This window comes from Micromonospora tulbaghiae (assembly GCF_900091605.1).
GTDB classification, from domain to species: Bacteria; Actinomycetota; Actinomycetes; order Mycobacteriales; family Micromonosporaceae; genus Micromonospora; species Micromonospora tulbaghiae.
Window position 1 is genome coordinate 27000 of record NZ_FMCQ01000001.1, and the last position, 23263, is coordinate 50262.

Sequence of the window (23263 nt, forward strand, 5' to 3'; positions counted from 1 at the left end):
ATCAGTATAGTGCGTTCCACTATGGAACTGACTACGTTCTGGCGCTGGTGGCTCGCCGGCACGACCAGTCACCTCGGCTCGGCCGTCGGCGGGGTGGCCCTGCCCCTGACCGCGCTGACCGTGCTGGACGCCTCGGCCTTCGAGATGGGCCTGATCACGGCGGCCAGCTACCTCGCGTACCTGTTGATCAGCCTCCCGGCGGGCGTGGTGGTGCAGCGGACGCCGCTGCGCGGCATGCAGGTCACCCTGGACCTGGTCCGCGCCCTCGCGGTCGTCTCCATCCCTCTGGCCTGGTGGTTCGACGTCCTGACGGTGGCCCAACTGGTCGCGGTCGCCCTGGCCGTGAGCTTCGCAAACGTGCTGTTCGACGTGGCGAACCAGACCTTCCTGCCGGAGATCGTGCCGGCCGCGCAGTTGCAGGCGCGCAACAGCCTCAACTCCGGCACGCATGCCGCCACCCAGCTCGGCGGGCCGTCCCTGGGCGGGCTCGCGGTCCAGGTGCTGGGCGCGGTGCCGACGCTGTTCGTGGACGCCCTCAGCTACCTGATGTCCGCGGTGCTGCTGCGCACCCTTCCCGCCCGGCGGGTGCAGCGCCCGGCCGACCGGCCACCGATGGTCCGGATGATCCGCGAGGGCTGGCACTTCGTGCTCCGGCACCCGATCATCGGCCCGGCCATGTGGGACGCCACCGCCACGAACTTCGTCAGCGGGGCGATGCTGGCCCTCTTCCCCTACTACCTGGTCCGCGAGCTGGGCGCGCCGCCGGTCATGGTCGGCCTGCTGCTCGCCGCCGACGGCCTCGGCGCTCTCCTCGGCGCCGCGCTGACCACCCGGTTCACCGACCGGTTCGGCACCGCCCGGGGTCTGATCATCGCGGCATTCGCCAGCGTGCCCGGCGCGCTCATCATTCCGCTCGGCACCGGCGCCGCCGGCTACCTCGCCTTCGCCGCCGGCACCATCATTCTCGCCGTCTCCTCGGTGGTGCTCAGCGTGACCACCCGCACCTACCGGATGCTCGCCAGCCCGCCGGAACTCCTGTCCCGCGTGATCGCCACGGTCAAGTTCGTCTCCTGGGGTGCCATCCCGCTCGGCAGCCTTCTCGCCGGCGTGCTAGCCGGACCGCTCGGGGCCCGCACCACCTTGTTGATCTTCGGTGCGCTTACCGTGCTGTCCCCGATCATCTATCTCTCGACACCGATCCGCCGGCTGCGCGACCTGCCACTCGACGCACCGACACCCACCGAAGCCCGGGCGCCGAGCCGGTAGCAGGACACGCACCCGGACCCTCACACCGCGGTGGGATCACCCGACGAAGGTCCGTAGATCCACCAATCGGTGGAGGCGGGAATCAACCCGAGCTTCGACGCGACGGTCGACGTGGCGGGGTGCGGTGCGGCCGTAACTTCGCGGCATGACCGCGCTAGAGGTACGACATCTGCACAAGCGCTACGGCCAGCAGGTTGCCGTCAACGACGTCTCCTTCACCGTTGAAGAGGGGGAGATCTTCGGCATCATCGGATCCAACGGCGCCGGCAAGACGACAACCGTCGAGTGCATCGCCGGTTTGCGAACACCTGACTCGGGAACGATCTCCGTGCTGGGTCTCGACCCGATCAAGGACCGGGCGCAGGTACGTGAACGACTCGGCGTGCAGCTGCAGGAGAGCAGCTTCCCCGACGCGATCAAGGTCGCCGAAGCGCTCGAGCTCTACAGCTCCTTCTACCGCAAACCCGCCGATTGGCGCGAGCTCATGGAGCTCCTGGGTCTCACCGAGAAGCGCCACACGCGGTACAAGGCGCTCTCGGGCGGGCAGAAGCAGCGGCTTTCGATCGCGCTGGCGCTGGTCGGCAACCCGAAGGTCGCGATTCTCGACGAGCTCACGACGGGACTGGACCCGCAGGCCAGGCGCGACACCTGGAGCCTCATCGAGCGGGTTCGGGACACGGGCGTCACGATCCTTCTCGTCACGCACTTCATGGACGAGGCGGAGCGCCTCAGCGACCGGGTCGCCGTGATTCATGGTGGCCGGGTTGCCGCAGTGGACACGCCGGCCGGACTGATAGCGCAGGCGAGCACGGTGCAGCAGGTGCGGTTCCGGGTGCGGCAGCCGCTCGACAAGAGGGTCCTGACCGAGCTTCGCGACGTGACCGATGTCGCGATCACCGATGACCGTTGGCTGGTCACCGGCAGTGGGCAGCTGCTGAGCAGCGTCGCAGGGGCTCTGGCCCGGGCGCAGGTCGTGGCGGAGGATCTGCGCCTCGACCGGCGCAACCTCGACGACGCGTTCGTGGCCTTCACCGGTCGCGCCCCGCAATCTCCAGGACCGTTCCGGAAGGAGGGCTGACTCGTGCCTGCTCTCACGAACATGATCAAAATTGAAGCGAAACTCCTGCTGCGTGACTCCGCCACCGTCCTCTTCGGGGTGCTGTTCCCGACCGGGTTGCTGCTCGGGCTGGGTGCCGTCCCGGCGCTGCGGGAGTCGTCGCCGGAGACCGGCGGGCTCCGGCCCATCGACATCTGGGCGCCGACCGCACTGGTGTTCGCGATGGTGATGATCGCCGTGCAGCACGTCCCGGCGGTGATCACGACGTATCGGGAGCGCGGCATCCTGCGCAGGGTGTCGACCACGCCCGCGCATCCACGCACCATCCTGCTCGCGCAGATGATCGTCGCGTTCGCCTCGGTGGTCGTCTCCGCGGCACTCATGATCTTCGCCGGGTGGGCGGTGCTGGACATCGCGCCGCCCGCGCGGCCCGTGGAGCTCGCGGTCGCCTTCCTCGTCGGGTATGCGGCTCTGCTCGGGCTCGGCATGATCTCCGCGGCGGTGGTCCGCACGAGCAGTGCCGCGAACCAGATCGGCACCCTGCTGTTCGTGGCGCTGATGTTCTTCGGCGGGGCCTTCCTGCCCCGGACCCTCATGCCCGACCTGCTGCGCGAGGCCGGCCAGTTCGTCCCGCCCGGTCTGCAGGCTCTCACCGCGGCATGGTCCGCCGAAGCGGGCGAGATCACCGCCACCGCGGGTGGGCAGCCCTTCTGGCTGCAGATTGCCATAATGGCGGGCATCGCAGTGATCCTGAGCTCGGTCGCCGCGAAGCTCTTCCGCTGGGAATAGGTGACGATGACCCGAGTTGCCGGGGCCGGCTCCCCTACGCATCCCTCCGCCGTCGCGGAAGAGGCAGAGATCGCCAATCGCTCCCGGCTGGCCTGGAAAGAGGAGCAGCTGCGGGTCTGGGACCTGCTGCATCTGTTCACACCGTGGCTGCTGTTGACGATCTCGACGGCGATCTACTTCGCGTGGGTGCTGCCGACCTCCGGTGAACGTTTCTGGCCGGAGGGGGCATCCGTGCTCGCGCTGGTCATGGTCGCGGTGCTGTGGGTGCTGTTCGGGCACACACGGCCCATCAGGAGGAGAAGGCTGCGGCGGATGCCGATGGCCGTCTACGTCGTCGGACTGCTCGCTCTGTGCGTCACCCTCATGACGTACTCCGACATCTTCCTCGTCTTCACCATCGCGGGCTTCTTCCACGCCTACCTGCTCAAGCCATGGCCGGTGGGGGTGCTCGGAGTCCTGGCCACCTCCGTTGCCCTCAACGGGTCGGCGATGGGAGTGTGGGCGGACCCCGCCCCGGAGGCTCTCGCGCAGTTCATCCTGATCGTCGCCGTGCAGACCGCGGCGATCGGGGCGGGCATCCTGCTCACCGCGCGCAGCGAGCCGGAGGAACGCAAGCGGGAGAGACTCGTCGAGCGACTCGAGGCGGCGCTGCACGAGAACGCCGGGCTCCACGCCCAACTGGTCGTCCAGGCCCGGGAGTCCGGCGCCCAGGACGAACGGCAGCGACTGGCCGGTGAGATCCACGACACCCTGGCGCAGGGCCTCACCGGCATCATCACTCAACTGCAGGCCGCCCAGCGGTCCGCAAGTGTGCGGGGCGAGACGCAGGAGCACGTCACCCGCGCGCTCCAGCTCGCGCGCAGCAGCCTCACCGAGGCCCGGCGTTCCGTGCGGGCGCTCGCTCCACAGGATCTCGCCCGGGCTCACCTGCCCGACGCGCTCCGCACACTCACCGAGCGCTGGTCACGGGACGAGGGGACGCGAGCACATCTGGAGGTCACCGGCGACATCGAGCCGCTGAGCCCTGCCATCGAGGTGTCACTCTTCCGCGTCGCGCAGGAATCCCTGACCAACGTGGCGAAGCACGCCGCGGCCTCCCGCGTCGGTGTCACGTTGTCCTACACGGGCACCGAGGTGCTGCTCGACGTGCGTGACGACGGACGCGGGTTCACGACAGCGACCGGCACCGGATTCGGCCTGACCAGCATGCGGCAGCGCATCAGGGGCGTCGGCGGCCACGTGGAGGTGCAGAGCGCACCGGGTGAAGGGACGTCCGTCAGTGCGCGCGTTCCGGCGATCACCCCCGCGGGTGCCGCAACGAAGGAGGAGACCGACCGATGATCCGGCTGTTGATCGTCGACGACCATCCGATCGTGCGGGGTGGCCTGCGTGACACCTTCGCGTACGCCGAGGACATCGTCGTGGTCGGCGAGGCCGGCGACGGTGCCGAGGGCATCGAGCGGGCGACGGCGCTGGTGCCCGATGTCGTGCTCATGGACCTGCGGATGCCCGTGCTGGACGGTGTCGCCGCGACCGCTACCCTCCGTGAGCGGACCCCGGACGTCCGGGTGTTGGTCCTGACGACTTTCGACAGCGAAAGCGACGTCCTGCCGGCGATCGAGGCGGGCGCGATCGGCTACCTCCTGAAGGACGCTCTGCCGGACGAGCTGATGCGGGCGGTCCGGGCGGCCGCGCGCGGCGAGTCGGTGCTCGCGCCGTCGGTGACGCAGCACCTCATGGGGCAGATACGGCGGCCCAGCGCCGGCACACTGACCGATCGGGAGAAGCAGGTGCTGCAACTGGTCGCGAACGGCAACTCGAATCGCGACGCCGCCAAGGCGTTGTTCATCGGCGAAGCAAGCATCAAGACCCATCTCCAGCACATCTACGACAAACTCGGGGTACGTGATCGAGCGTCGGCGGTTGCCGAGGGTTACCGTCGTCGCCTGCTCACCTGAGGCCGCCGCCGGCCGCCGCACGGCAGGATCGTCGCGAGCGGCATCCAGATCGGGATGGACGACGACTCGGAGTCGAAAATGGGAAAGAAAAAGGCCGTGACCCTTGTTTCCGCAGGTCACGGCCTTGATCTTTGGTGCGCCCGAAGGGACTCGAACCCCTAACCTTCTGATCCGTAGTCAGATGCTCTATCCGTTGAGCTACGGGCGCCTGGTGCTCGGCCAGTCTACACAACCGGCTTTCGCGCGGAGACTCCGGGATTCGAACCCGGGAGGGGCTTTAAGACCCCAACCGCATTAGCAGTGCGGCGCCATAGACCAGACTAGGCGAAGTCTCCCTGGTGACCCCGAGGTCACCGCGCCCGAGGATACAGGCCCGCACCCGCCCGGGGCAAAGCGGATACCGGGACCGGCCCCCGTGACCGCGTTTCCGTCGTGTGCCAGATCACGTCCACGGCTACGCTCCATCGATATGCAGGAGCAGCCGCCGAGCGATCCGCCCCGTCGCGAGCCCGCAGCCAAGGCCCGGCGGAGCCGCTCCCCACGACCGACGTTCAACCCACCGACACCGGATCCCGCCGCGGAGAACGCGACGAGCGACACGCCGGCATCCCGGCGTCCGCGCCGGTCGCCGCCCACAGTCGTCTTCCAGCCGCCGACACCGACCGACGCCGCAGCGCCGACGCCGCGTCCCCGTCCGGCCGCCGAGCCTCCGACAAACGATCCGGGTACGCCTCCCGCTGCACAGCCCGACCCCGTGCCCGCCGAGGCCGGCACGAGTACGCCTCCGGACAAGCCGGCCGCGCAATCACGCCGTCCGGCCGAGGAGTCGGTGCCCGCCGAACCTCCGGGCGGGGACGAGACGCCGAAGCGGACCCGCCGTGCACCCGCCGCGAAGAAGGTCGCCCCGAAGAAGGCCTCTCCCGCAGTCAGGAAGGCCGCCCGGAAGGCGACCCTTCCGAAGCAGGTGGCACCCGAGGCACCGGCCGAGCCGGAAGCCGCCGCGTCCGGGCAGGAGCCCGGCGGGACCGACGCGGTCACCGCGGAGAAGCCCGGCCCCACGCCAGCGAGAGGAGCCCGGACCACCAAGAGCGCCAAGACGCCCACGACTACGGAGTCCTCCGCGGCGGCCACGGCCACCATAGCCACTCCGGCACCGCAGCCAGCGGCGTCAGCCGCCGAACCCGCAGCCGGCGGTCAAGCCCTGTCCGTCGACCAATCCGCAGCCGACGAGAGCCGGAAGATCGAACCGCCCGCCCTGGACCGGCCGGAAGAAGAGCAGCCGCACGACGAGACCGAGACCCCGCCAGCCACCGTCGACGTCCAGCACGTGGCGCGTACCCCGGAAAAGGGCTGGCGGGCGGTGGGGCCGCAGCTGCGCGACCACCCCGGGTTCGCGCCGGAGCTGCTGGCCCTGGCGGCGGTCGACGTGCTCGGGCCGCGCGCCCGGGACTGGGTGGAGCAGGTCCGGCGGGCCTACCCGGAGGCGGACGCCGACGGGGTGGCCCGGCTGGCGACGCGGCGGTTCGTCCGGATGGCCGGTACGGGTGGGGCGCTGGCGGCGGGTGCCGGGCTGTTCGCGCCCGTCGCGGAGCTGGCGGCGGTGCTCTGGACGCAGGCGAACCTGGTGCTGCATCTGGCGGCGGCGTACGGGCGGGATCCGGCGCACCCGGATCGGGCGGCCGAGCTGCTGGTGCTCACGTTGGTGCACCCGGACGACGGCACCGCGCGGGCGGCGCTGGCGGCGGCTCGGGCGGCTGATGCTCCGGCGGAGGGTCCGTGGGGTCGGGTGGCGGAGGCGGCCTGGCGGCTGGCCACGCCGGTGGCCGCGCAGGCGGGCGGCTGGCTCGGGCTGCGGTTGGCGGCGCGGTTGCTGCCGGGGGCGGCGGCGCTGGCGGCCGCGACCGGCGGTACGGCGACTGCGGAGCGGGTGGCCGCGCGGGCGGTCGCCCGATACCGGCCACGCCGCGCCTGACCGGCGGCAGGACGGTGAGGTGGCGACGACCTAGAGCCAGTCGAACCAGGACTTCGGCAGCATCGCGTAGCCGACGAACGCGAAGATGTCGAGCAGCGTGTGCGCGACGATCAGCGGGGCGACCCGGCGGGTACGCAGGTAGAACAGCCCGAAGATGACGCCCATGACGGCGTTGCCGACGAACGCGCCGAAGCCCTGGTAGAGGTGGTAGGAGCCGCGCAGCAGCGCGCTCGTGGCGAGCACCGCGCCGATCCGCCAGTTGAGCTGCCGGAGCCGGGTGATCAGGTAGCCGACCACGATCACCTCCTCCAGCACGGCGTTCTGCACGGCGGCGAGGATCAGCACCGGCACCGTCCACCAGAGGTCCGGCAGCGCGGCCGGGACCAGCGTGGCGTTGATGCCGAGCTGCGCCGCCGCCCAGAACAGCGCCAGCCCGGGCAGGCCGATGAGCGCGGTCAGGCCCGCGCCCCGGGCCAGGTCGGAGGCGGGCCGGCGGAAGTCGACGCCGAGCGTCCGTGCCGGGTCGCCGGGGTCGCGCGCCAGCAGGTGTACGGCGAGCAGCACCGGCAGCAGCGCGAAGACGATCCCGAGCAGCTGGTACGTGAGGTCGAGGTACGGCCGGGCCGACGCGGAGGTGTTCAGGGCGGCGGTCTGCTTGGACAGTCCACCGGTCGCGGTCAGCTTGGCGATCAGCGAGACGAGTGCGTACACGGCCGACTGGCCGAGGGACAGACCGAGCACGAGCAGCGTCTCGGTGCCCAGCATCCGGCGGGAGACCGGGCGGGCCAGCTCGTCAACCGTCACCGGACCATGAAAGCACTTCGGCGACCGGGCCGGACGGTCGCACAGTCTGTGCGACCGGCGTACACGCTCCGTGGACATTCTATGGGGGCCGATCCGCCCGTACGGAGAAGGAGCGTGCCCCTGTGGAGAACTTCGCGCGGCTGCTGAAGGAGAGCTGGGCCCTGGTCGAGGAGAACCGGGAGCGGCTCAGCGGTCACTTCTACGCCCGGCTGTTCCTCCTCGACCCGGAGCTGCGCAAGCTCTTCCCGGTGCAGATGAACGGCCAGGGTGACCGCATCCTGGAGGCGATCGTCACCGCCACCCAGACGGTGGGCGACCCGGAGAGCTTCGACGAGTACCTGCGGGCGCTGGGCCGGGACCACCGCAAGTACCACGTGGCGGCCGAGCACTACGCGACGATGGGCGTCGCGCTGCTCGACGCGCTGCGCAGCACCGCCGGGGACGGCTGGAACCTGGAGTACGACCAGGCGTGGCGGGAGGCGTACGCCGGCATCAGCGAGCGGATGCTGGCCGGCGCGGAGGCGGACGAGAACCCCCCGTTCTGGCACGCCGAGGTGCTGACGCACGAGCGGCACGGCCCGGACACGGCGGTGCTGACCGTACGTGCGCTCCAGGATCCGCTGCCCTGGCGGGCCGGGCAGTACGTGAGCGTGGAGGTGCCGCGCTACCACCCGCGGGTGTGGCGGACGTACTCGGTGGCGAACGCGCCGAACGAGGAGAACGTGCTGGAGTTCCACGTCCGCACGCCGCCCGGCGCGGCGGGCTGGGTGTCCGGCGCGCTGGTGCGCCGTACCAAGCCGGGTGACCTGCTGCGGGTGGCCGCGCCGATGGGGTCGATGACGTTGGACCCGGAGTCCACCCGGGACGTCCTCTGCGTGGCCGGCGGGGTCGGCCTGGCGCCGATCAAGGCGCTGGTGGAGGAGCTGACCCGGGTCAACCGGACCCGCTGGGTGCACGTCTTCTACGGCGCGCGCCGCCCGGACGAGCTGTACGGGCTGCCCGGCCTGGAGGAGCTGGTGGCCTCCCACCCGTGGTTGTCGGTGACGCCGGCGTGCAGCGAGGACCCGGACTTCGGCGGCGAACTCGGTGACGTCTCCGAGGTGGTCACCCGGTACGGCCCGTGGACCACGCACGACTGCTACGTCTCCGGCTCGGCCGCGATGGTCCGGGCCACCCTGCGGGCGCTCGCCGCCGACGACGTCCCGCCGGACCACATCCGGTACGACACGTTCGGCAACCTCTGACCTTGCTCCCCCCGAGCCGGGTCGCGTGCCCCCGCCCCCTGGGGCACGCGACCCGGCCCCCCGTTTCTCAGTAACGCCACGGGGTGCCGGTCTCGCGGTACTCCTCCACTGGCACCAGCGGCACGCCGGGTGCCATCCGGTCGACGTAGAGCCGCCCCTCCAGGTGGTCGATCTCGTGCGCGACCAGCCGCGCCATCGCGTACTCGTAGGACGTGATCACCCGGCTGCCGTCCCAGAGGGCGTGTTCCACGTCGATGCGCAGCGGCCGGGGCACCAGGCCGCGGTGGTCGAAGAAGGAGAGGCACCCCTCGTACTGCTCGTCGGTCTCGGCGGCGGCGTCCACCACCCGGGGGTTGAGCAGCACCACCGGGTCGGCGGCCCGGTCGGCCGGGCGCACCAGCGCGGCGGACCAGCCGATGCCGAGCTGGGGCGCGGCGAGGCCGACGCCCTTGCTGAACGGGTGCAGCTCGTCCAGGCGGACCAGCATCCCGGCGAGCCGGTCGATCACCTGCCGGGCGTGCTGTTCGTCGGCCGGCAGGTCGAACTGGCGGGCCCGCTGCCGCAGCAGGTCGTCGCCGCGCTGCACGATTCCCACGGCCCGCATCCGGTCGCCGGCCCGCACCCGGGCGTCGCCGTTGGGCGCGCTGTCCGGTTCGGCGTCCGGCTCGGGGCTGCGGAACCGCCACTGCATTCGGTATCGGGCGTTCAGCGGCGGGTCGTCGGTCCCCCAGTCGAAGACCACCCGGCCGCCGTCCACCGAACGCTGGATCGGGGTACGCAGCGGCCCCTCCTCCGCCGACAGCGAGGTCTCCGCGCCCCACACCTTGGGGTCGAGGTCCGCGGGCAGGTCGAGCCGCACCGCCAGGTGCCGGGTGGGCAGGCGTACGGCCCGCTGGAACCAGGGGCCCCACTTGTCCCGGCCGACGCGGTACGCGTACTCGATGATGACCCGGTCGCCGGGGTAGAGCGGGAAGCGTCCCTCGTCGTTCTCGAACAGCAGCCAGATCTCCTTGAACGCGTCCCGGTCGTGCTTGGCCCGCCAGTGCATCGGCTCGTGTCCGTTGCCGTCGTCCCGGTACGCGGTGAGTTGCAGCTCGGCGAAGGTGAGCGGGTGTTCCCGGTGGTGCCGGTTGGAGCGGCCCGGGTCGTTGGGGAAGCGGTCGACGGCGACCCGGACCAGGTAGCGGGTGACCGGTTCGGTGCCCGCGTTGTACAGCTCCCGCCGGATCGCGCAGTGGTAGCCGTCACCGGTGTGGGTGAGCGTGGCCACCTCCCGTTCCACCACGAGGCCGGTGCCGGGAGGAAGCCACTGACCGGGTACGGGCGGGTCGCGGTGGGCGGTGCCGGTCCGGCCGTGCCGCAGTTCGTCGTACTCCCGGAAGCGCTGCCAGATCGCGCCGCTGGCCTCCAGGACGGCCTCGGCCCGGCGGGCGAAGTCCTCGGTGGGCCGGTGCCGGCGCCCTTCGACGTGGCTGACGTAGGACGGGTCGAAGCCCATCAGTGTCGCCAGCTGCTTCTTGGACAGCCCTCGGCCGGTCCGGTGCCGTGCGAGTTCCGCCGCGAACGAGTCCGCGGCACGCTCGATCGGTGAGGTCGTCATCAGCTTCCTCGTACGCGGGAAGACCATTTTCACGTTGGGTGGCCGAACGTGTACGGAAACTGCCTCGTATTCGACACTCACCTTGACTTTTCAGCGGCGTACGTCGATCCTTACGCCGTCCGCCGCCGGTTCTCCGGCGGCGTTTTCCGTCTCCAGGGCCGGGTAGTACGCGACGACGCGCCAGTGACGGGGGCCTCCCCGCAATGCCGCGGCACCTCTTCCCCTCCCGCCGGGAGAGTGGTTAGGCTAGCCTTAGCTTGGGTCGACGGCAGGCGCCGACCGCAGGGCGACAGGACAGGGGACGGCCAGGTGACTGCGGTGATGCCGGGGCGCGACGCCGCCACCCCGCTCGCCCCGGTGACCGCGACCCTGCGCGCCATGTTCGGCACCGACGACCTGCCCGGGCTCGCACCCGGCCTGCTGGTCCACGACGAACTGGACCGCTGGTCCCCTGCCACCCGGCTGATCGACGGCACGCTGCTGGCCGAGTTCCTGACCGCCGCGGGCCGCCGCTGGGGCGGCACCCCGCACGCCTGCGCCGCGCTGGCCTGGAAGTCCTACAGCTACTGGACTGCGCTGCCCGCGGTGCTCGGCTGGGCGTCCGCCCGCCGGGTGCCGCTGCTCGACCCGGCCCACGTCCTCGTGCACTTCGAGGACCACCACCAGCTACTCACGCTGGGACTGCGCGCCTCGACCCCGGTGGCCGTGCTGCCCGGCGACCCGCTGGCACTCGCCGGCGCTCCGGGAGTGGCGGTGGTGCCGGACGAGGCGGCGCTGCTCGGCGCTCTGCGCGCCTCCCTGCTCGACGCCCACTTCGCGCCGCTGATCGGCGCCATCCAGGGCGAGGTCCGGATCGGCACCCGTACGCTGCTCGGCTCGGTTGCCTCCGGCATCGCGCACGGCATCCTGCGCGCCTCGGACGCGCTGCCCGGCTCGGCCACGGCGGCCGTCGGCACGGTGCTCGACGCGCTGGACCTGAGCGACCTGGTCGAGCTGGTGCCCGGCCCGGCCGGCGAGCCGACCGTGCAGCGGCGTACCTGCTGTCTGGCGTTCACGCTGCCCCGGCCCAAGGTGTGCCAGGGCTGCTGCGTCCGCCAGGGCTGACCGCTCAGCCGGCCAGCGGCCGGACGTCCCACAACCACACCCCGCCGGTACGCCTCGGCGTGATCCCGCTCAGCTCCGTCATCGCCCGGCGCAGCGCCTCGGCCTGCGGCAGCCGGGGGTCGAGGATCACCGCCCCGGCCCGCCAGTAGCGCAGGTCGTCCACGGCGGCCACCCGGTCCTGCGGCGTGATCGGCGGCACCGCGTCGGTGCGCCGTACCGTCTCGAAGAACGTGCTCGTGGGACGCGGCGGCGCGGTGAACAGCGCGATCCGGTCCCCGCCGGGGCGGGTGTCCGGATAGAGGAAGTAGCCGCGGGCCAGCGGCATGTCCAGCCGGGTCTCGGCGGACCAGCGCAGCGGGACCGCGTACGTGGTGTCGGGCAGCGGCAGCGTGACGATGCTCCGCCCGTCGGCGACGTAGGGACGCCAGGCGCCGGAGGTGACGAACACCGGGGTCGGTTCGAGGCGCTTCGCGGGCAGCGGAGTGGGCAGGATCGGCAGCAGCGCCATCGCGAGCACGGTGACCGTGGCGAACCTGATCTGGTCGCGCGCGTCCGGATGCCGTACGGCGAGCCGCCGGGCCCGGTCGGCGCCGAGCGCGAGCAGCACGCCGATGATCGGGGTGAGCGCGAGCGACCAGCGGGTGGGCACCACCGAGTGCAGGACCGGCAGGTTCTCCAGCGCGGCCCAGGGGCCGGGAATGCCGGTGTCCCGCCCGTCGTAGCGGATCTCCCGGCCGAGCGAGAAGAGGGCGAACACGAGCCCGACCGCTGCGAGCCCGAGCACCACGGCGTTGCGGCGCAGCCACCAGACCAGGGCGACCACCAGGATCACCAGCGGCCAGCCGAAGAACGCGTTCTCCTCGGTGGCGTTCTTGACGAGCGGTTCGCTGCCCCGGGCGTCGCCCGCGACCGACTCCCGCGACCAGGCCACGTACGCGGCGAGGTCGGTGGAGTAGCCCCGGATCAGCGTGGAGAGCCCGCTGTACGCGCCCGGGCCGAAGAACTGGACCCAGAGCGGGTACGCGAGCAGCACCCCGGCTACCACCGCGGCCACCCCGAGCCCGGCGGCGAACGGGCGTGCCGCCGACCGCAGGGCGGGCCGCCCCAACGCCAGCGCGAGCACCACCACGCCGAGCCCGATGGCGGTCATCAGCAGGATCTCCAGGTTGAGGAACGCCTGCCAGACGATCACGAGGCCGAGCAGGACGCCGTTGCGCAGCCACCGGCCGGGTTCGGCCAGGCGCAGCGTCCGCCAGATGATCAGCGGCACCACGTACTGGCTGACGATGTTGGGGTGCGAGTTGGCGTGCGAGATCATCGCCGGCGCGAACGCGCAGAAGGCCGCGCCGAGCCACGCCGGGCCACGGGCTCCGACGGCCACCCGGGAGAGCAGGAAATACCAGGACACTCCGGTCGCAGCGAGCCCGAGCGTGAGGAAAATCAGGAATGACCAGCGGGGACCAGCCCAGAGCGTTATCGGGGCCAGGGGTATGGATACGGATAATACGGACGTATTCGCCATCAAATTGACGACGTCCGGCACATTCATCCGGTCCGAGGTGAACGGATAGGCGAAATCGGTGACGACTCGCGCACCGTGCGCCATCATCCATTCGAACTGCGCCTGATCGGTACGATTGTCGCGGACACCATTGCGTGGATCGACCCACAACCGGACGGTCACCCAGAACGCGAGCAGCACGAAGCTGAGCACGGCGAGCGCGTCGATCCGCCTACCCTGCCCCGATTTCGTCGTACTCGCGCTGCTTTCCGGAGTAGTCATGACATTTCAGAGCGTAGTCAGGGTATGACGGGCACGTGCAATGTTCCGGGGAATCACGTACTATGTGCCGAGTTCGCCGACCGCCGAACAGGCACCCCTCCGGATCACAATTCGGCCCCTCTCCGTCCCCTGATTTCCCCATCAGCCATCCAGATGGTTGACTCTGACGGTCCAGGCGCGGGTCAGTCATATCGTGAGGAATCGACGCATGGCAGAAATCACTGGGGATCAGCGCGTCCAGTCCGAGGTGCTCGAAGGCCTGGCGACGGCTGTCAACCACCGGCAGTGGTTCGTCGAGCTGGCGGTGCCCTACCTCGGTGACAACCCGATCGAGATCGGCAGTGGCCTGGGCGACTACGCCTCGGCCTGGGCCGCGCACGTACCCCGGATCACCGCCACCGAGGCCGACCCGGACCGGCTGGTCCAGCTCAAGGAGCGGCTGTCCGACCACCCGGGCGTCGAGGTCCGGCAGATGCTCCTCCCGCACCACGAGCGCGGCGACTACAGCGCCGCCGTCTCCTACAACGTGCTGGAGCACATCGACGACCACGTGGGCGCGCTGCGCAGCATGCGGGACCTGGTCCGCCCCGGCGGCGCCGTGGTCATCATCGTGCCGGCGTTCCAGTTCGCCATGAGCCCTGCCGACATCGCCACCGGTCACGTCCGCCGCTACACGAAGAAGACGCTCGCCGCGGCGATGACCGAGGCGGGCCTCACGGTCGAGCGGATCCACTACGCCAACGCGCTCGGCCTGATCGGCTACTTCATGGCCACCAAGGTCTTCCGGCTGATGCCGAAGGAGGGCCCGATGGTGAAGGTGTACGACACCCTCGTCCTGCCCGTCACCAAGGCCGCCGAGCAGCGCGTCCGGCCGCCGTTCGGCCAGTCCGTCTTCGCCGTCGCCCGCGTACCGGCCTGAGGGCCGGGGGCCGCGACGGCCCCCGGCCGCCGGTCACTCCTTGATCTGGTACGTCGGGCGGATGACCGCCCGCGCCAGCGTGTGGAACGCCAGGTTGAAGCCGACGAAGGCCGGGCTGGCCCCGGCGGGAATGTCGAGGCGGTCCACGTCCACCGCGTGCACCGCGAACACGTACCGGTGCGGGCGGTCCCCGGCCGGCGGCGCCGCGCCCCCGTAGCCGGTGTCGCCGTAGTCGTTGCGGACGCTGAACGCGCCGTCCAGGTCGGCCTCACGCACGCCGGTGGGCAGCTCGGTGACGGACGCGGGCAGGTTCACCAGCACCCAGTGCCAGAAGCCGCTGCCGGTCGGGGCGTCCGGGTCGAAGCAGGTGACCACGAAGCTCTTGGTCTCGGCCGGGAAGCCCGACCAGGACAGCTGCGGGGAGACGTTCTCCCCGCCGGTGCTGCCGTGCGCGTACCGCGCGTCCATCGGCTCGCCGTTGTGCACGTCGTCGCTGGTCAGGTCGAACGACGGCACCGTCGGCAGCAGCTCGTACGGGTCCGGCGCGATCGGTCGTTCCAGGGTCATCGAAACGGTCCTTCCGGGTACGCGAATGTCCTGCGCCCCTTCATACCCCGTTGTCCGCGCCACCGTGCTGCCGGCGCACCATCTCGTTGATCCAGACCGGCGCGTACGGGGACGTGCAGCCCGGCGGCGTCGGATAGTCCTTGAGCACCCCGAGCCGCTCGCCGATCCCGATCGCACGCTCCCGGTACGCGGCGTGCTCGATCCCGATCTGCGCCAGGCAGTGGTTCATCGCCCACTGGAGGCGCTCCGGCGCGTCCGCCATCTCCGCCTCGACCACGTCGAGCAGGCCGGCCAGGTCCAGCCCGTCCGGGTTCCGCGCCACCCGCTCGGTGGTGAGCGCCCAGCCGGCGCTCGCCACCACCGGATCGGGATCGGCCGACCAGGCCAGGCGCAGCGACTCGGCGTGCGGGCTCTTCTTCACCACGTAGTTGACGAGCCAGTCGTGCACCTTCGGCGTACGCGCCTCGCGCAGCATCGCGTCCAGCTCGTCCCGCCCGTACGCCTTCGGCCGGCAGATCAGCAGCGCCAGCAGCCGGGCCGCGCTGTCGCCGGTCGCCCACAGCTCGCGCGCGAGGTCCTGCTGCGTCTTCAGGCGCTTCGCGATCGCCCGCAGCTTGCCCAGGTTGACCCCGTGGTCGTCGCCGTGCCGTTCGTTGACCGCGCGGATCTTCGGATCGTCGAGCGCGGCCAGCTCGGCCATCGCCGCGGCCGCCGTCGTCGTCTCTGCCACCCCGGCCTCCCGTCGTCGCGGCGTCACGCAGCCTACGACCGGGCGGGGGTGAGTGAGAGTGGCGGAGGGTGTGGGATTCGAACCCACGAAGACATCGCTGCCTTACCGGTTTTCAAGACCAGCGCCATCGGCCACTAGGCGAACCCTCCCGGCACGCCCCCGAGGGGTGCGCGACCGGGGACCAGTCTGCCACGAACCCCGTACCGGGCAAGCCGCCGTCCCACCTCCCCTGCGAGAATGTGTGCGTGTGGGAGAGCCCGGCAGTGGTGCTGATCAGCGGAATCATGGCCGCCGGCAAGTCCACAGTGGCCGAAGGGCTGGCCCGGCGGCTGCCCCGGTCGGTGCACCTGCGCGGCGACGTGTTCCGCCGCGTGATCGTGAACGGTCGGGCCGACATGACGGCCGAGCCGACCGACGAGGCACTGCGGCAGCTCCGGCTCCGCTACGACCTGGCCGCCTCGACCGCCGACCGGTACGCGTCCGCGGGCTTCACGGTCGTACTCCAGGACGTGGTGCTCGGCGCGGACCTGCCGGCCATGATCGGCCGCATCCGGCACCGGCCGTTCGCCGTGGTGGTGCTCGCGCCCCGACCGGAGGTGGTCGCCGTCCGCGAACGGGACCGGTCGAAGAACGGGTACGGCGACTGGCCGGTCGCGGACCTGGACGCCGGGTTCCGGGCCGACACGCCCCGGATCGGGCTCTGGCTGGACACCTCCGACCAGACGCCGGAGGAGACGGTGACGGAGATCCTCGCCCGCGCGTGGACCGACGGGCAGATCGGGTAAGACTGAGTCATGCGCGCGATCACGATCACGGAACCCGGCGGACCCGAGGCGCTCGTCTGGACCCACGTGCCGGACCCGGAGCCCGGCCCCGGTGAGGTGATCGTCGAGGTGCGCGCGAGCGCGGTGAACCGGGCCGACCTGTTGCAGCGGCAGGGGCACTACCCGCCGCCGCCGGGCGCGTCCGCGTACCCCGGTCTGGAGTGTTCGGGGACGGTGCGTGCGCTCGGTCCCGGCGTGACCGGCTGGTCGGTGGGCCAGGAGGTCTGCGCGCTGCTGGCCGGCGGCGGCTACGCCGAGCAGGTCGCCGTTCCGGCCGGGCAGTTGCTGCCGGTGCCGGCCGGGGTGGACCTGGTCGACGCGGCGGCGCTGCCAGAGGTGGCCAGCACGGTCTGGTCGAACGTGGTGGACCTGGCCCGGCTGGTCGAGGGGGACACGCTGCTGGTGCACGGCGGCGGCAGCGGGATCGGCACGTTCGCGATCCAGCTCGGCGTGGCGCTCGGCGCGACAGTGGTGGTGACGGCGCGGTCGGCCAAGCACGAGCGGCTGCGGGAGCTGGGCGCCGCGCACACGGTCGACTACCGCGAGCAGGACTTCGTCGACGAGGTACGCCGGGTCACCGACGGCCGGGGCGCGGACGTGATCCTCGACATCATGGGCGCGTCCTACCTGCCCCGGAACGTGGCCGCCCTGGCGACCGGCGGGCGGCTCGTGGTGATCGGCATGCAGGGCGGGCGCAAGGGCGAACTCGACCTGGGGATGCTGCTGACGAAGCGCGCGGCGGTGCACGCGACAGCGCTGCGGTCCCGCCCGGTCGAGGAGAAGGCGGCGATCGTCCGGGGCGTACGCGAGCAGGTGTGGCCCCTGGTGGAGGCGGGCCGGATTCGGCCGGTGGTGCACGCCCGGGTGGACATGGCCGACGCCGCCGCCGCGCACCGCCTGGTGGAGACGAACGACCACCTGGGCAAGGTGCTGCTGGTTCGGTGAGGGTCAGCCCTGGCCGGGGCGCGGGAGCATGAGGCGCGGGCCGGGCCCCTCGGCGGCGAGCGAGTCGCCGGGGTTGTAGAGCGTGCAGCGCTGCAACGACAGGCAGCCGCAGCCGATGCAGCCGTCCAGGTCGTCGCGGAGCTTGCCGAGCAGCCGGATGCGTTCGTCCAACCGGTCCCGCCAAGCGCGGGACAGCGCGGCCCAGTCGTCGGGCGTGGGGGTACGCCCCGACGGCAGCGAGTCGAGCGCCGCCCGGATCTCCTCCAACGAGACACCCACCTGCTGGGAGATCCGGATGAAGGCCACCCGGCGCAGCTCGGTGCGCGCGTAGCGGCGCTGGTTACCGCCGGTGCGGACGGCGTGGATCAGGCCGAGCCGCTCGTAGTACCGCAGCGCCGAGGGCGCGACGCCACTGCGGTCGGCGAGTTGCCCGATGGTCAGTGTTGCTTCGTGCATCACACGGCCTTGAGTTGAAGTTCGCTTCAAGTCGGAGGCTAGCGGTATGACGACGACCACCGCCACCGACTTGGGCGCGCTTCTGGACCGGGTGCGCGCCGGCCGCGAGTTCGGCGCCAACGTGTACTCGACGCTCGACGTGCTCCAGGTGCTCTACGACCGGGTGCTCCGGATCACCCCGGCCACCGTGGCCGACCCGGACCGGGACCGCTTCCTGCTCTCCAAGGGCCACGCGGTCGCCGGGTACTACGCGCTGCTCGCCGCCCGCGGCTTCCTGCCCGCCGAGTGGCTGGACGACCAGGGCGGCCCGGCGAGCCGGCTCGGCGACCACCCGGACCGGACGCTGGTGCCGGGGGTCGAGATCGGTTCCGGTTCGCTGGGCCACGGGCTCGGGCTGGGCGTGGGCACCGCGCTCGGGCTGCGGGCCCAGGGCCGCACCGGACCCCGGGTGTACGTGCTGCTCGGCGACGCCGAACTGGACGAGGGCTCCAACCACGAGGCGATCGCGTACGCGGGCGCGACCGGGCTGGGCAACCTGACAGCGATCGTGCTGGACAACCGCTCGGCCACGTACGGCTGGCCGGGTGGTGCGGCGAGCCGGTTCACGGTGAACGGGTGGAGCGCCGCCACGGTCGACGGGCGCGACCACGACGCCCTGCACGGCGCCCTCACCGGGCACGACGATCACCGGCCGCACGTCGTCGTCGCGGTCGTCACGGACGGGGAGTGAGCATGACCAGCACCATGCGGGACGCGTTCGTGACAAGCACCGAGGAGGTGCTCGCCGATCCGCGTACGACAGTCGTGCTCGCCGACATCTCCGCCGCCGCGTTCGAGCCGGCCGCCGCCCGGTACCCGGACCGGGTGATCAACGTGGGCATCCGGGAACAGTTGATGATCGGGGTGGCCGGAGGGCTGGCGCTGACCGGGCAGCGGCCGATCGTGCACAGCTACGCCCCGTTCCTGGTCGAGCGGGCGTACGAGCAGATCAAGCTGGACCTCGACCACCAGGACGTCGGCGCGGTGCTCGTCGGCATCGGCGGCTCGTACGACCGCGCGTCGGCGGGACGCACCCACCTCGGGCCGGCGGACGTGGCGCTGCTGGACACACTGGACGGCTGGACCGTGCACGTGCCGGGGCACCCGGACGAGGTCCGGCCGCTGCTGCGCGACGTCGTGTGCGGGCAGGACTCGGCGTACCTGCGGTTGTCGATCCGGAGCAACACCGCCGCGTACCCGCGGGCAGGTGACCTGCATGTGGTCCGGGACGCCGGGCCGGGCGCGCCGCTGCTGGTCGCGGTCGGCCCGGTGCTGGACGCGGCGGTGGCGGCGACGGCCGACCGGCCGGTCACAGTGGCCTACACCCACCGGCCGCGACCGTTCGACACGGCCGGGCTGCGGGCGCTCGCCACGACCGAGGTGATCCTGGTCGAGCCGTACCTGGCGGGCACCTCGGCGCGGGTGGTGTCGGAGGCGCTGGCCGACCGGCCGCACCGGCTGCTGGCGCTCGGGGTGGGCCGCAGGGACCTGCGCCGCTACGGCAGCGCCGAGGACCACGAACGCTGGCACGGCCTGGACGCCACCGGGCTGCGCCGCTCGGTCGACGCGTTCCTCACCTGAGCGTCCCGGACACGACGGAACCCCGGGACCTCGGCTGGTGCCGGGATCGCGGGGTTCCGTCGGTACGGGCTCAGTGCGCGGCGGCGGGATTGGCCGGGCGGCGGCGGGCGCGCTCGCGGGCCAGGATCCAGATCGCCTCGACGCCGTCCTTCCAGGTGATCTTCTTGCCCTCCTCGCGGCCCCGCGCGCGGTAGCTGATCGGCACCTCGTAGGGGCGGATGCGGCGGCGCAGCAGCTTGCCGGTGACCTCGGCCTCCATGCCGAAGCCACGGGAGCGGACCTCGAGCGAGCGGTACAGCTCCAGCGGCATCAGCTTGAAGCAGGTCTCCAGGTCGCCGATGTAGGAGTTGTAGAGCACGTTCGCGGCGAGCGTGACGCCCTTGTTGCCCATCACGTACCAGAAGCTGTACGAGCTGTGGCTGCCGAAGGTCCGGTTGCCGTAGACGACAGTCGCCCGGCCGTCGAGCACCGGCTCCAGCAGGCGCGGGATGTCCTGCGGGTCGTACTCCAGGTCGGCGTCGAGGATGACCATGTACTCGCCCTCGGCGCTGTCGACAGCCGTCTTGATGGCCGCGCCCTTACCGGCGTTGCGCTGGTGGGTGATCACCCGCAGGCGGGCGTCGTCCACGCGGCCGAGGATCTCGCCGGTGCCGTCCCGGCTGCCGTCGTCCACGACGACGAGCTCGATCTCGCACGGGTAGTCGACCGCCAATGCCTGCTTGAGGGCATCCGCGATTCGTTCTTCCTCGTTGTAGACCGGCATGAGGATCGAGAGCTTCACGGAATCTCCACGGAGGCGATGGCAGGTCGGGGCATAGCGTAGCCTGGCACATTGCTCAGGTCACGACAGCCCAGGCACCCTATTCCTGGCGAAGTGGTACCACCACGAGCCGGGCCACGCTGCGGTCGCCGTCCTTCGCGCCGGCCACCCCGACCGTCGTACCGATCTTGATGTCGGTCGATCGGATCGTGGTCCGCCGCTCGACCACCCGCAGTTTCTCACCGAACGTCCACGTCACCGTGAAACCGTCGGTGGACTTCACAGTCATCGACCTCTCGTCGATCGCGGTCACCTCGCCGCGCTGGACCGCGACGGTCTTCGTACCGCCGTCCCTGGTCTTCACCACTGCCTCGCCGTGCAGCGTGTTGCGCCGCAGCAGCACCCTGGCGCGGTGCCGCTTGTGTCCCTCCTTCGCCCGCTCGCCCTTGCCGTCCGGCCCGGCCTGCGGCGTATCGGAGGGCGCCGGCGCGGCGACCGGATCCACGTCCAGTTCCCCGGCGTCGACGCCGAGCGCCGCGAGCGCCTGGCCGTCCGCACCCAGGGCGGCGCTCACCTCGACCCCGTCGTCCGGCGCCGCGCCGGACCGGGTCGCGCCGCACCCGGCGAGCACGAGCGCCGCGGCGGCGAGCAGTGCGGTGGCGCCGGTGACGATTCGCTGACGTCTCATCTGTGGTCCTCTCCTCGCGGTGACGATCCGAGCGTTCCGCACCGACGCGAGGGGACGGTCAAGCCGATGTTCGAGCCGCGTAAGGATCCGGGGGCACCCGGACGGTGAAGGCCGCTCCGCCCTCCGGCGCGTGGCCGGCGGCGATGTCCCCGCCGAGCCGGCGGACCAGCCCGGCGGCGAGCGCCAGGCCCAGCCCGCTGCCCACCTTGCGCACCCCGCGGTACCGCTCGTTCAGCGCGCCCCGCTCGAACGCCACCCGCAGGTCGTCGTCGGTGAAGCCGGGTCCGCCGTCCCGGACCTCCAGCACCCCGCCGCCCGCCGGGCCGTCGGCCCGGACCGCGAGCACCACCGGCGCCCCCGGCGGTACGACCCGCAGCGCGTTCTCCAGCAGCCCGTCCAGAACCTGCCGGATGCGGCCCGGATCGGTGTACGCCGGCACCGGCTCCCCCGGCGTCTCCAGCCGGAACGGCACCCCGAGCGCCGCGCACCGGCCGGACCAGCTGCGCTCCGCGTCGGCGGCCAGCCCGGTCAGGTCGACCGGCACCGGTTCCAGGGGAAAGTCGACCGCCTCCAACCGGGCCAGTGCCAGCAGGTCGCGGACCAGCCGGTCCAGGTGTTCGGCCTCGGCGAGCACGGTCCGGCCGGTCGCCGGCACCGCGTCGGCCTCGATCACACCGTCCGCGAGCGCCTCGGCGTAGCCGCGGATCGCGGTGAGCGGGGTCCGTAACTCGTGCGAGACGGAGAGCAGGAACTCGCGCTGCCGTCCCTCGCTCGTGGCGAGCGCGGCGGCCAGGCCGTTGAGCGCGTGTGCCAGGTCGGCCACCTCGTCGGGCGGCTCGACCGGCACCCGGACCGCCCGGTCCCCGGCACGCAGCCGGGCGGCGGCGGTGGCGGCGGTACGGATCGGCCGGGCCAGCCGGCGGGCGAGCAGCAGTCCGGCGGCCGCCCCGGCGGCGAGTCCGGCGAGCAGCGGCAGCCACAGTCCGCGCAGCACCTGCCGCCAGGGCGCGGCGCTACGGGCCCGGGTCAGCACCACCCCGTCGCCACCGGGCAGCGACCGCGCCTCGACCAGCCGGCGTTCCCCCTCGACCAGTCGCCGGCCGGAGACGTTCTCGCCGCCGGCCACTCGCGTCACCAGCGGCCGGGGCAGACCCGGCCGGTCGGCCCGGCCGTCCCGGATCACGTACACGTCGATCCGCTGCTGGCGCAGTTGCCGGATGAGCCGGTCCCCGGCGCCGTCACGCTGGCGTACCGGCCGCACCCGGAGCACGTCGGCGGCGAGCCGGGCCTGGGCGGCGAGTGCCTCCTGGTCCCGGCGCTCCGCGCCGCGTACCGCCAGAGGCACCGCGACCAGCGCGGTGACGAGCACCGACACCAGCGCCACCGCGCAGGTGGCCAGCACGGCGCGGGCGGTGAGCGTCCGCCCGGGCCGCCGGCCGGGTCGAGCCGGACCGGTACGCGGGATCGGCACTGTCGGTTGCTCAGGCATCGGCGGCGTACCCGACGCCCCGATGGGTGCGGATCACGCTGTCCGGGCCGAGTTTGGCCCGCACCTGCGCCACGTGCACGTCGACGGTCCGGGTGCCGGCGTGCGCCGCGTACCCCCACACGCCCGCCAGCAGCTCCTCCCGGGTGAACACCCGGCCGGGCCGGGCCATCAGATGGGCGAGCAGGTCGAACTCGGTGGAGGTGAGCTGCACCGGCGTGCCGCCGGCGGTCACCGTCCGGCGGGCCGGGTCGAGCGTGACGGCACCGAGCGTGCGGGGCTGCTCGGCGGGCGTGCCTGCGGTGCGGCGCAGCACCGCCCGCAGCCGGGCGAGCAGCTCGCGCGGGCTGAACGGCTTGGTGACGTAGTCGTCAGCGCCCAGTTCCAGGCCGACGACGCGGTCCACCTCGTCGTCGCGGGCGGTGAGGAAGATGACCGGAGTCCAGTCGCCGGCCGCGCGCAGCCGGCGGCAGATCTCGGTGCCGGCCAGACCGGGCAGCGCGATGTCGAGCACGCAGGCCACCGGGCGCAGGCGCCGCGCGGCGGCCAGCCCGGCCTCGCCGTCCCGTTCCAGGTGTACGCCGAACCCGTCCCGGGTCAGGTAGAGCCGGACCAGGTCGGCGATGGCCGGCTCGTCCTCCACCACGAGGACGAGCCCGGGCGGGGCGGCTGCGGTCACCGGCTCATGATG

At 72.1% G+C, this 23263-nt stretch carries 24 protein-coding genes and 3 tRNA genes; 13 read left to right on the forward strand and 14 right to left on the reverse strand.

Going from position 1 to position 23263, the window contains the following annotated elements:
- Nucleotides 1-21 precede the first annotated feature (21 nt).
- From GA0070562_RS00095 to GA0070562_RS00115, 5 genes are all read left to right on the forward strand, one after another.
- A complete protein-coding gene (locus GA0070562_RS00095; RefSeq protein WP_091413243.1) occupies nt 22-1266 on the forward strand; it encodes an MFS transporter in 1245 nt (414 codons plus the stop codon).
- A 145-nt stretch (nt 1267-1411) separates the two neighbouring features.
- Nucleotides 1412-2344 (forward strand): ABC transporter ATP-binding protein, encoded by a 933-nt coding sequence (locus tag GA0070562_RS00100; protein WP_091413251.1) that lies wholly within the window; start codon nt 1412-1414, stop codon nt 2342-2344.
- 3 nt (nt 2345-2347) lie between these two features.
- Entirely contained in the window at nt 2348-3112 is a 765-nt protein-coding gene (locus tag GA0070562_RS00105; RefSeq protein ID WP_208576547.1) for an ABC transporter permease, read from the forward strand.
- A gap of 6 nt (nt 3113-3118) precedes the next feature.
- Nucleotides 3119-4453: a sensor histidine kinase gene (locus GA0070562_RS00110; RefSeq protein WP_225853096.1), complete on the forward strand. Its 1335-nt coding sequence runs from the start codon at nt 3119-3121 to the stop codon at nt 4451-4453.
- Nucleotides 4450-5070 (forward strand): response regulator, encoded by a 621-nt coding sequence (locus GA0070562_RS00115; protein ID WP_091413256.1) that lies wholly within the window; start codon nt 4450-4452, stop codon nt 5068-5070. The genes GA0070562_RS00110 and GA0070562_RS00115 overlap by 4 nt, the downstream gene beginning before the upstream one ends.
- A 132-nt stretch (nt 5071-5202) precedes the next feature.
- Here GA0070562_RS00115 and GA0070562_RS00120 read toward each other — a convergent pair.
- The 3 genes from GA0070562_RS00120 to GA0070562_RS30490 all read right to left on the reverse strand — a co-directional run bounded on the left by GA0070562_RS00120 (nt 5203) and on the right by GA0070562_RS30490 (nt 6397).
- Nucleotides 5203-5278: transfer RNA gene (locus GA0070562_RS00120), tRNA-Arg, on the reverse strand.
- A 36-nt stretch (nt 5279-5314) separates the two neighbouring features.
- A tRNA-Ser gene (locus GA0070562_RS00125) sits at nt 5315-5405 on the reverse strand.
- Nucleotides 5406-6238: 833 nt separating this feature from the next.
- Nucleotides 6239-6397 (reverse strand): hypothetical protein, encoded by a 159-nt coding sequence (locus tag GA0070562_RS30490; RefSeq protein WP_225853091.1) that lies wholly within the window; start codon nt 6395-6397, stop codon nt 6239-6241.
- Here GA0070562_RS30490 and GA0070562_RS30495 point away from each other — a divergent pair, their 5' ends adjacent.
- The gene (locus GA0070562_RS30495) at nt 6398-7042 is read left to right on the forward strand and encodes an EcsC family protein (protein WP_225853090.1); all 645 of its coding nucleotides are present in this window, start codon (nt 6398-6400) and stop codon (nt 7040-7042) included. It abuts the gene before it with no gap.
- Nucleotides 7043-7072: 30 nt separating this feature from the next.
- On the opposite strand, the gene GA0070562_RS00135 is transcribed toward GA0070562_RS30495, so the two are convergent.
- Nucleotides 7073-7846: a CPBP family intramembrane glutamic endopeptidase gene (locus GA0070562_RS00135; protein ID WP_091413258.1), complete on the reverse strand. Its 774-nt coding sequence runs from the start codon at nt 7844-7846 to the stop codon at nt 7073-7075.
- A gap of 122 nt (nt 7847-7968) precedes the next feature.
- Here GA0070562_RS00135 and GA0070562_RS00140 point away from each other — a divergent pair, with 122 nt between their 5' ends.
- A complete protein-coding gene (locus GA0070562_RS00140) occupies nt 7969-9090 on the forward strand; it encodes a globin domain-containing protein (RefSeq protein ID WP_091413260.1) in 1122 nt (373 codons plus the stop codon).
- A 67-nt stretch (nt 9091-9157) separates the two neighbouring features.
- Here the strand turns inward: GA0070562_RS00140 and GA0070562_RS00145 are convergent, their stop codons facing one another.
- Entirely contained in the window at nt 9158-10690 is a 1533-nt protein-coding gene (locus tag GA0070562_RS00145) for a peptide deformylase (RefSeq protein WP_091413261.1), read from the reverse strand.
- A gap of 321 nt (nt 10691-11011) precedes the next feature.
- On the opposite strand from GA0070562_RS00145, the gene GA0070562_RS00150 reads away from it, so the two are divergent.
- Nucleotides 11012-11794: a hypothetical protein gene (locus GA0070562_RS00150; protein WP_091413264.1), complete on the forward strand. Its 783-nt coding sequence runs from the start codon at nt 11012-11014 to the stop codon at nt 11792-11794.
- Nucleotides 11795-11798: 4 nt separating this feature from the next.
- Here the strand turns inward: GA0070562_RS00150 and GA0070562_RS00155 are convergent, their stop codons facing one another.
- Nucleotides 11799-13577 carry a DUF6311 domain-containing protein gene (locus GA0070562_RS00155; protein ID WP_091413266.1) on the reverse strand — a complete coding sequence of 593 codons (1779 nt, stop codon included), beginning with the start codon at nt 13575-13577 and terminating at the stop codon, nt 11799-11801.
- Between the two features lie 208 nt (nt 13578-13785).
- On the opposite strand from GA0070562_RS00155, the gene GA0070562_RS00160 reads away from it, so the two are divergent.
- Entirely contained in the window at nt 13786-14496 is a 711-nt protein-coding gene (locus GA0070562_RS00160) for a class I SAM-dependent methyltransferase (RefSeq protein WP_091413268.1), read from the forward strand.
- A gap of 33 nt (nt 14497-14529) precedes the next feature.
- Here the strand turns inward: GA0070562_RS00160 and GA0070562_RS00165 are convergent, their stop codons facing one another.
- From GA0070562_RS00165 to GA0070562_RS00175, 3 genes are all read right to left on the reverse strand, one after another.
- Complete coding sequence (locus GA0070562_RS00165) at nt 14530-15063, reverse strand: YbhB/YbcL family Raf kinase inhibitor-like protein (RefSeq protein WP_091413270.1); 534 nt, start codon at nt 15061-15063, stop codon at nt 14530-14532.
- A 40-nt stretch (nt 15064-15103) separates the two neighbouring features.
- Complete coding sequence (locus GA0070562_RS00170) at nt 15104-15793, reverse strand: DNA alkylation repair protein (protein ID WP_091413273.1); 690 nt, start codon at nt 15791-15793, stop codon at nt 15104-15106.
- Nucleotides 15794-15852: 59 nt separating this feature from the next.
- Nucleotides 15853-15942 (reverse strand) — tRNA-Ser (locus GA0070562_RS00175).
- A gap of 96 nt (nt 15943-16038) precedes the next feature.
- On the opposite strand from GA0070562_RS00175, the gene GA0070562_RS00180 reads away from it, so the two are divergent.
- Both GA0070562_RS00180 and GA0070562_RS00185 read left to right on the forward strand, forming a co-directional pair.
- Complete coding sequence (locus tag GA0070562_RS00180; protein WP_254663697.1) at nt 16039-16578, forward strand: AAA family ATPase; 540 nt, start codon at nt 16039-16041, stop codon at nt 16576-16578.
- Nucleotides 16579-16587: 9 nt separating this feature from the next.
- Nucleotides 16588-17562, forward strand: coding sequence for an NAD(P)H-quinone oxidoreductase (locus GA0070562_RS00185; RefSeq protein ID WP_091413275.1), 975 nt, complete (start codon nt 16588-16590; stop codon nt 17560-17562).
- A gap of 3 nt (nt 17563-17565) precedes the next feature.
- On the opposite strand, the gene soxR is transcribed toward GA0070562_RS00185, so the two are convergent.
- Nucleotides 17566-18018: a redox-sensitive transcriptional activator SoxR gene (gene soxR / locus GA0070562_RS00190; RefSeq protein WP_091413277.1), complete on the reverse strand. Its 453-nt coding sequence runs from the start codon at nt 18016-18018 to the stop codon at nt 17566-17568.
- A 46-nt stretch (nt 18019-18064) separates the two neighbouring features.
- Between soxR and GA0070562_RS00195 the strand changes: the two genes are divergently transcribed.
- Together GA0070562_RS00195 and GA0070562_RS00200 are read left to right on the forward strand one after the other, a co-directional pair.
- Nucleotides 18065-18748, forward strand: a complete 684-nt coding sequence (locus GA0070562_RS00195) for a transketolase (protein ID WP_091413279.1) — start codon at nt 18065-18067, stop codon at nt 18746-18748.
- 14 nt (nt 18749-18762) lie between these two features.
- Nucleotides 18763-19638, forward strand: a complete 876-nt coding sequence (locus tag GA0070562_RS00200) for a transketolase family protein (protein WP_175438620.1) — start codon at nt 18763-18765, stop codon at nt 19636-19638.
- 70 nt (nt 19639-19708) lie between these two features.
- Here the strand turns inward: GA0070562_RS00200 and GA0070562_RS00205 are convergent, their stop codons facing one another.
- The 4 genes from GA0070562_RS00205 to GA0070562_RS00220 all read right to left on the reverse strand — a co-directional run bounded on the left by GA0070562_RS00205 (nt 19709) and on the right by GA0070562_RS00220 (nt 23251).
- Nucleotides 19709-20419, reverse strand: a complete 711-nt coding sequence (locus GA0070562_RS00205; protein ID WP_091413283.1) for a glycosyltransferase family 2 protein — start codon at nt 20417-20419, stop codon at nt 19709-19711.
- Nucleotides 20420-20498: 79 nt separating this feature from the next.
- Nucleotides 20499-21086 carry a hypothetical protein gene (locus GA0070562_RS00210; protein ID WP_091413285.1) on the reverse strand — a complete coding sequence of 196 codons (588 nt, stop codon included), beginning with the start codon at nt 21084-21086 and terminating at the stop codon, nt 20499-20501.
- Nucleotides 21087-21144: 58 nt separating this feature from the next.
- Nucleotides 21145-22575: a sensor histidine kinase gene (locus tag GA0070562_RS00215; RefSeq protein WP_091413287.1), complete on the reverse strand. Its 1431-nt coding sequence runs from the start codon at nt 22573-22575 to the stop codon at nt 21145-21147.
- The gene (locus GA0070562_RS00220; protein WP_091413289.1) at nt 22568-23251 is read right to left on the reverse strand and encodes a response regulator transcription factor; all 684 of its coding nucleotides are present in this window, start codon (nt 23249-23251) and stop codon (nt 22568-22570) included. Before GA0070562_RS00220 ends, GA0070562_RS00215 begins: the two co-directional genes overlap by 8 nt.
- Nucleotides 23252-23263 lie beyond the last annotated feature (12 nt).

What these genes read in the sequence shown, in the direction of transcription:
- GA0070562_RS00095 (WP_091413243.1), top strand. Translation starts at nt 22, where the DNA reads ATGGAACTGACTACGTTCTGGCGCTGGTGGCTCGCCGGCACGACCAGT.
- GA0070562_RS00100 (WP_091413251.1), top strand. Translation starts at nt 1,412, where the DNA reads ATGACCGCGCTAGAGGTACGACATCTGCACAAGCGCTACGGCCAGCAG.
- GA0070562_RS00110 (WP_225853096.1), top strand. Translation starts at nt 3,119, where the DNA reads ATGACCCGAGTTGCCGGGGCCGGCTCCCCTACGCATCCCTCCGCCGTC.
- GA0070562_RS00115 (WP_091413256.1), top strand. Translation starts at nt 4,450, where the DNA reads ATGATCCGGCTGTTGATCGTCGACGACCATCCGATCGTGCGGGGTGGC.
- GA0070562_RS00145 (WP_091413261.1), bottom strand. Translation starts at nt 10,690, where the DNA reads ATGACGACCTCACCGATCGAGCGTGCCGCGGACTCGTTCGCGGCGGAA.
- GA0070562_RS00150 (WP_091413264.1), top strand. Translation starts at nt 11,012, where the DNA reads ATGCCGGGGCGCGACGCCGCCACCCCGCTCGCCCCGGTGACCGCGACC.
- GA0070562_RS00155 (WP_091413266.1), bottom strand. Translation starts at nt 13,577, where the DNA reads ATGACTACTCCGGAAAGCAGCGCGAGTACGACGAAATCGGGGCAGGGT.
- GA0070562_RS00160 (WP_091413268.1), top strand. Translation starts at nt 13,786, where the DNA reads ATGGCAGAAATCACTGGGGATCAGCGCGTCCAGTCCGAGGTGCTCGAA.
- GA0070562_RS00165 (WP_091413270.1), bottom strand. Translation starts at nt 15,063, where the DNA reads ATGACCCTGGAACGACCGATCGCGCCGGACCCGTACGAGCTGCTGCCG.
- GA0070562_RS00185 (WP_091413275.1), top strand. Translation starts at nt 16,588, where the DNA reads ATGCGCGCGATCACGATCACGGAACCCGGCGGACCCGAGGCGCTCGTC.
- soxR (WP_091413277.1), bottom strand. Translation starts at nt 18,018, where the DNA reads ATGCACGAAGCAACACTGACCATCGGGCAACTCGCCGACCGCAGTGGC.
- GA0070562_RS00195 (WP_091413279.1), top strand. Translation starts at nt 18,065, where the DNA reads ATGACGACGACCACCGCCACCGACTTGGGCGCGCTTCTGGACCGGGTG.
- GA0070562_RS00200 (WP_175438620.1), top strand. Translation starts at nt 18,763, where the DNA reads ATGCGGGACGCGTTCGTGACAAGCACCGAGGAGGTGCTCGCCGATCCG.
- GA0070562_RS00210 (WP_091413285.1), bottom strand. Translation starts at nt 21,086, where the DNA reads ATGAGACGTCAGCGAATCGTCACCGGCGCCACCGCACTGCTCGCCGCC.
- GA0070562_RS00215 (WP_091413287.1), bottom strand. Translation starts at nt 22,575, where the DNA reads ATGCCTGAGCAACCGACAGTGCCGATCCCGCGTACCGGTCCGGCTCGA.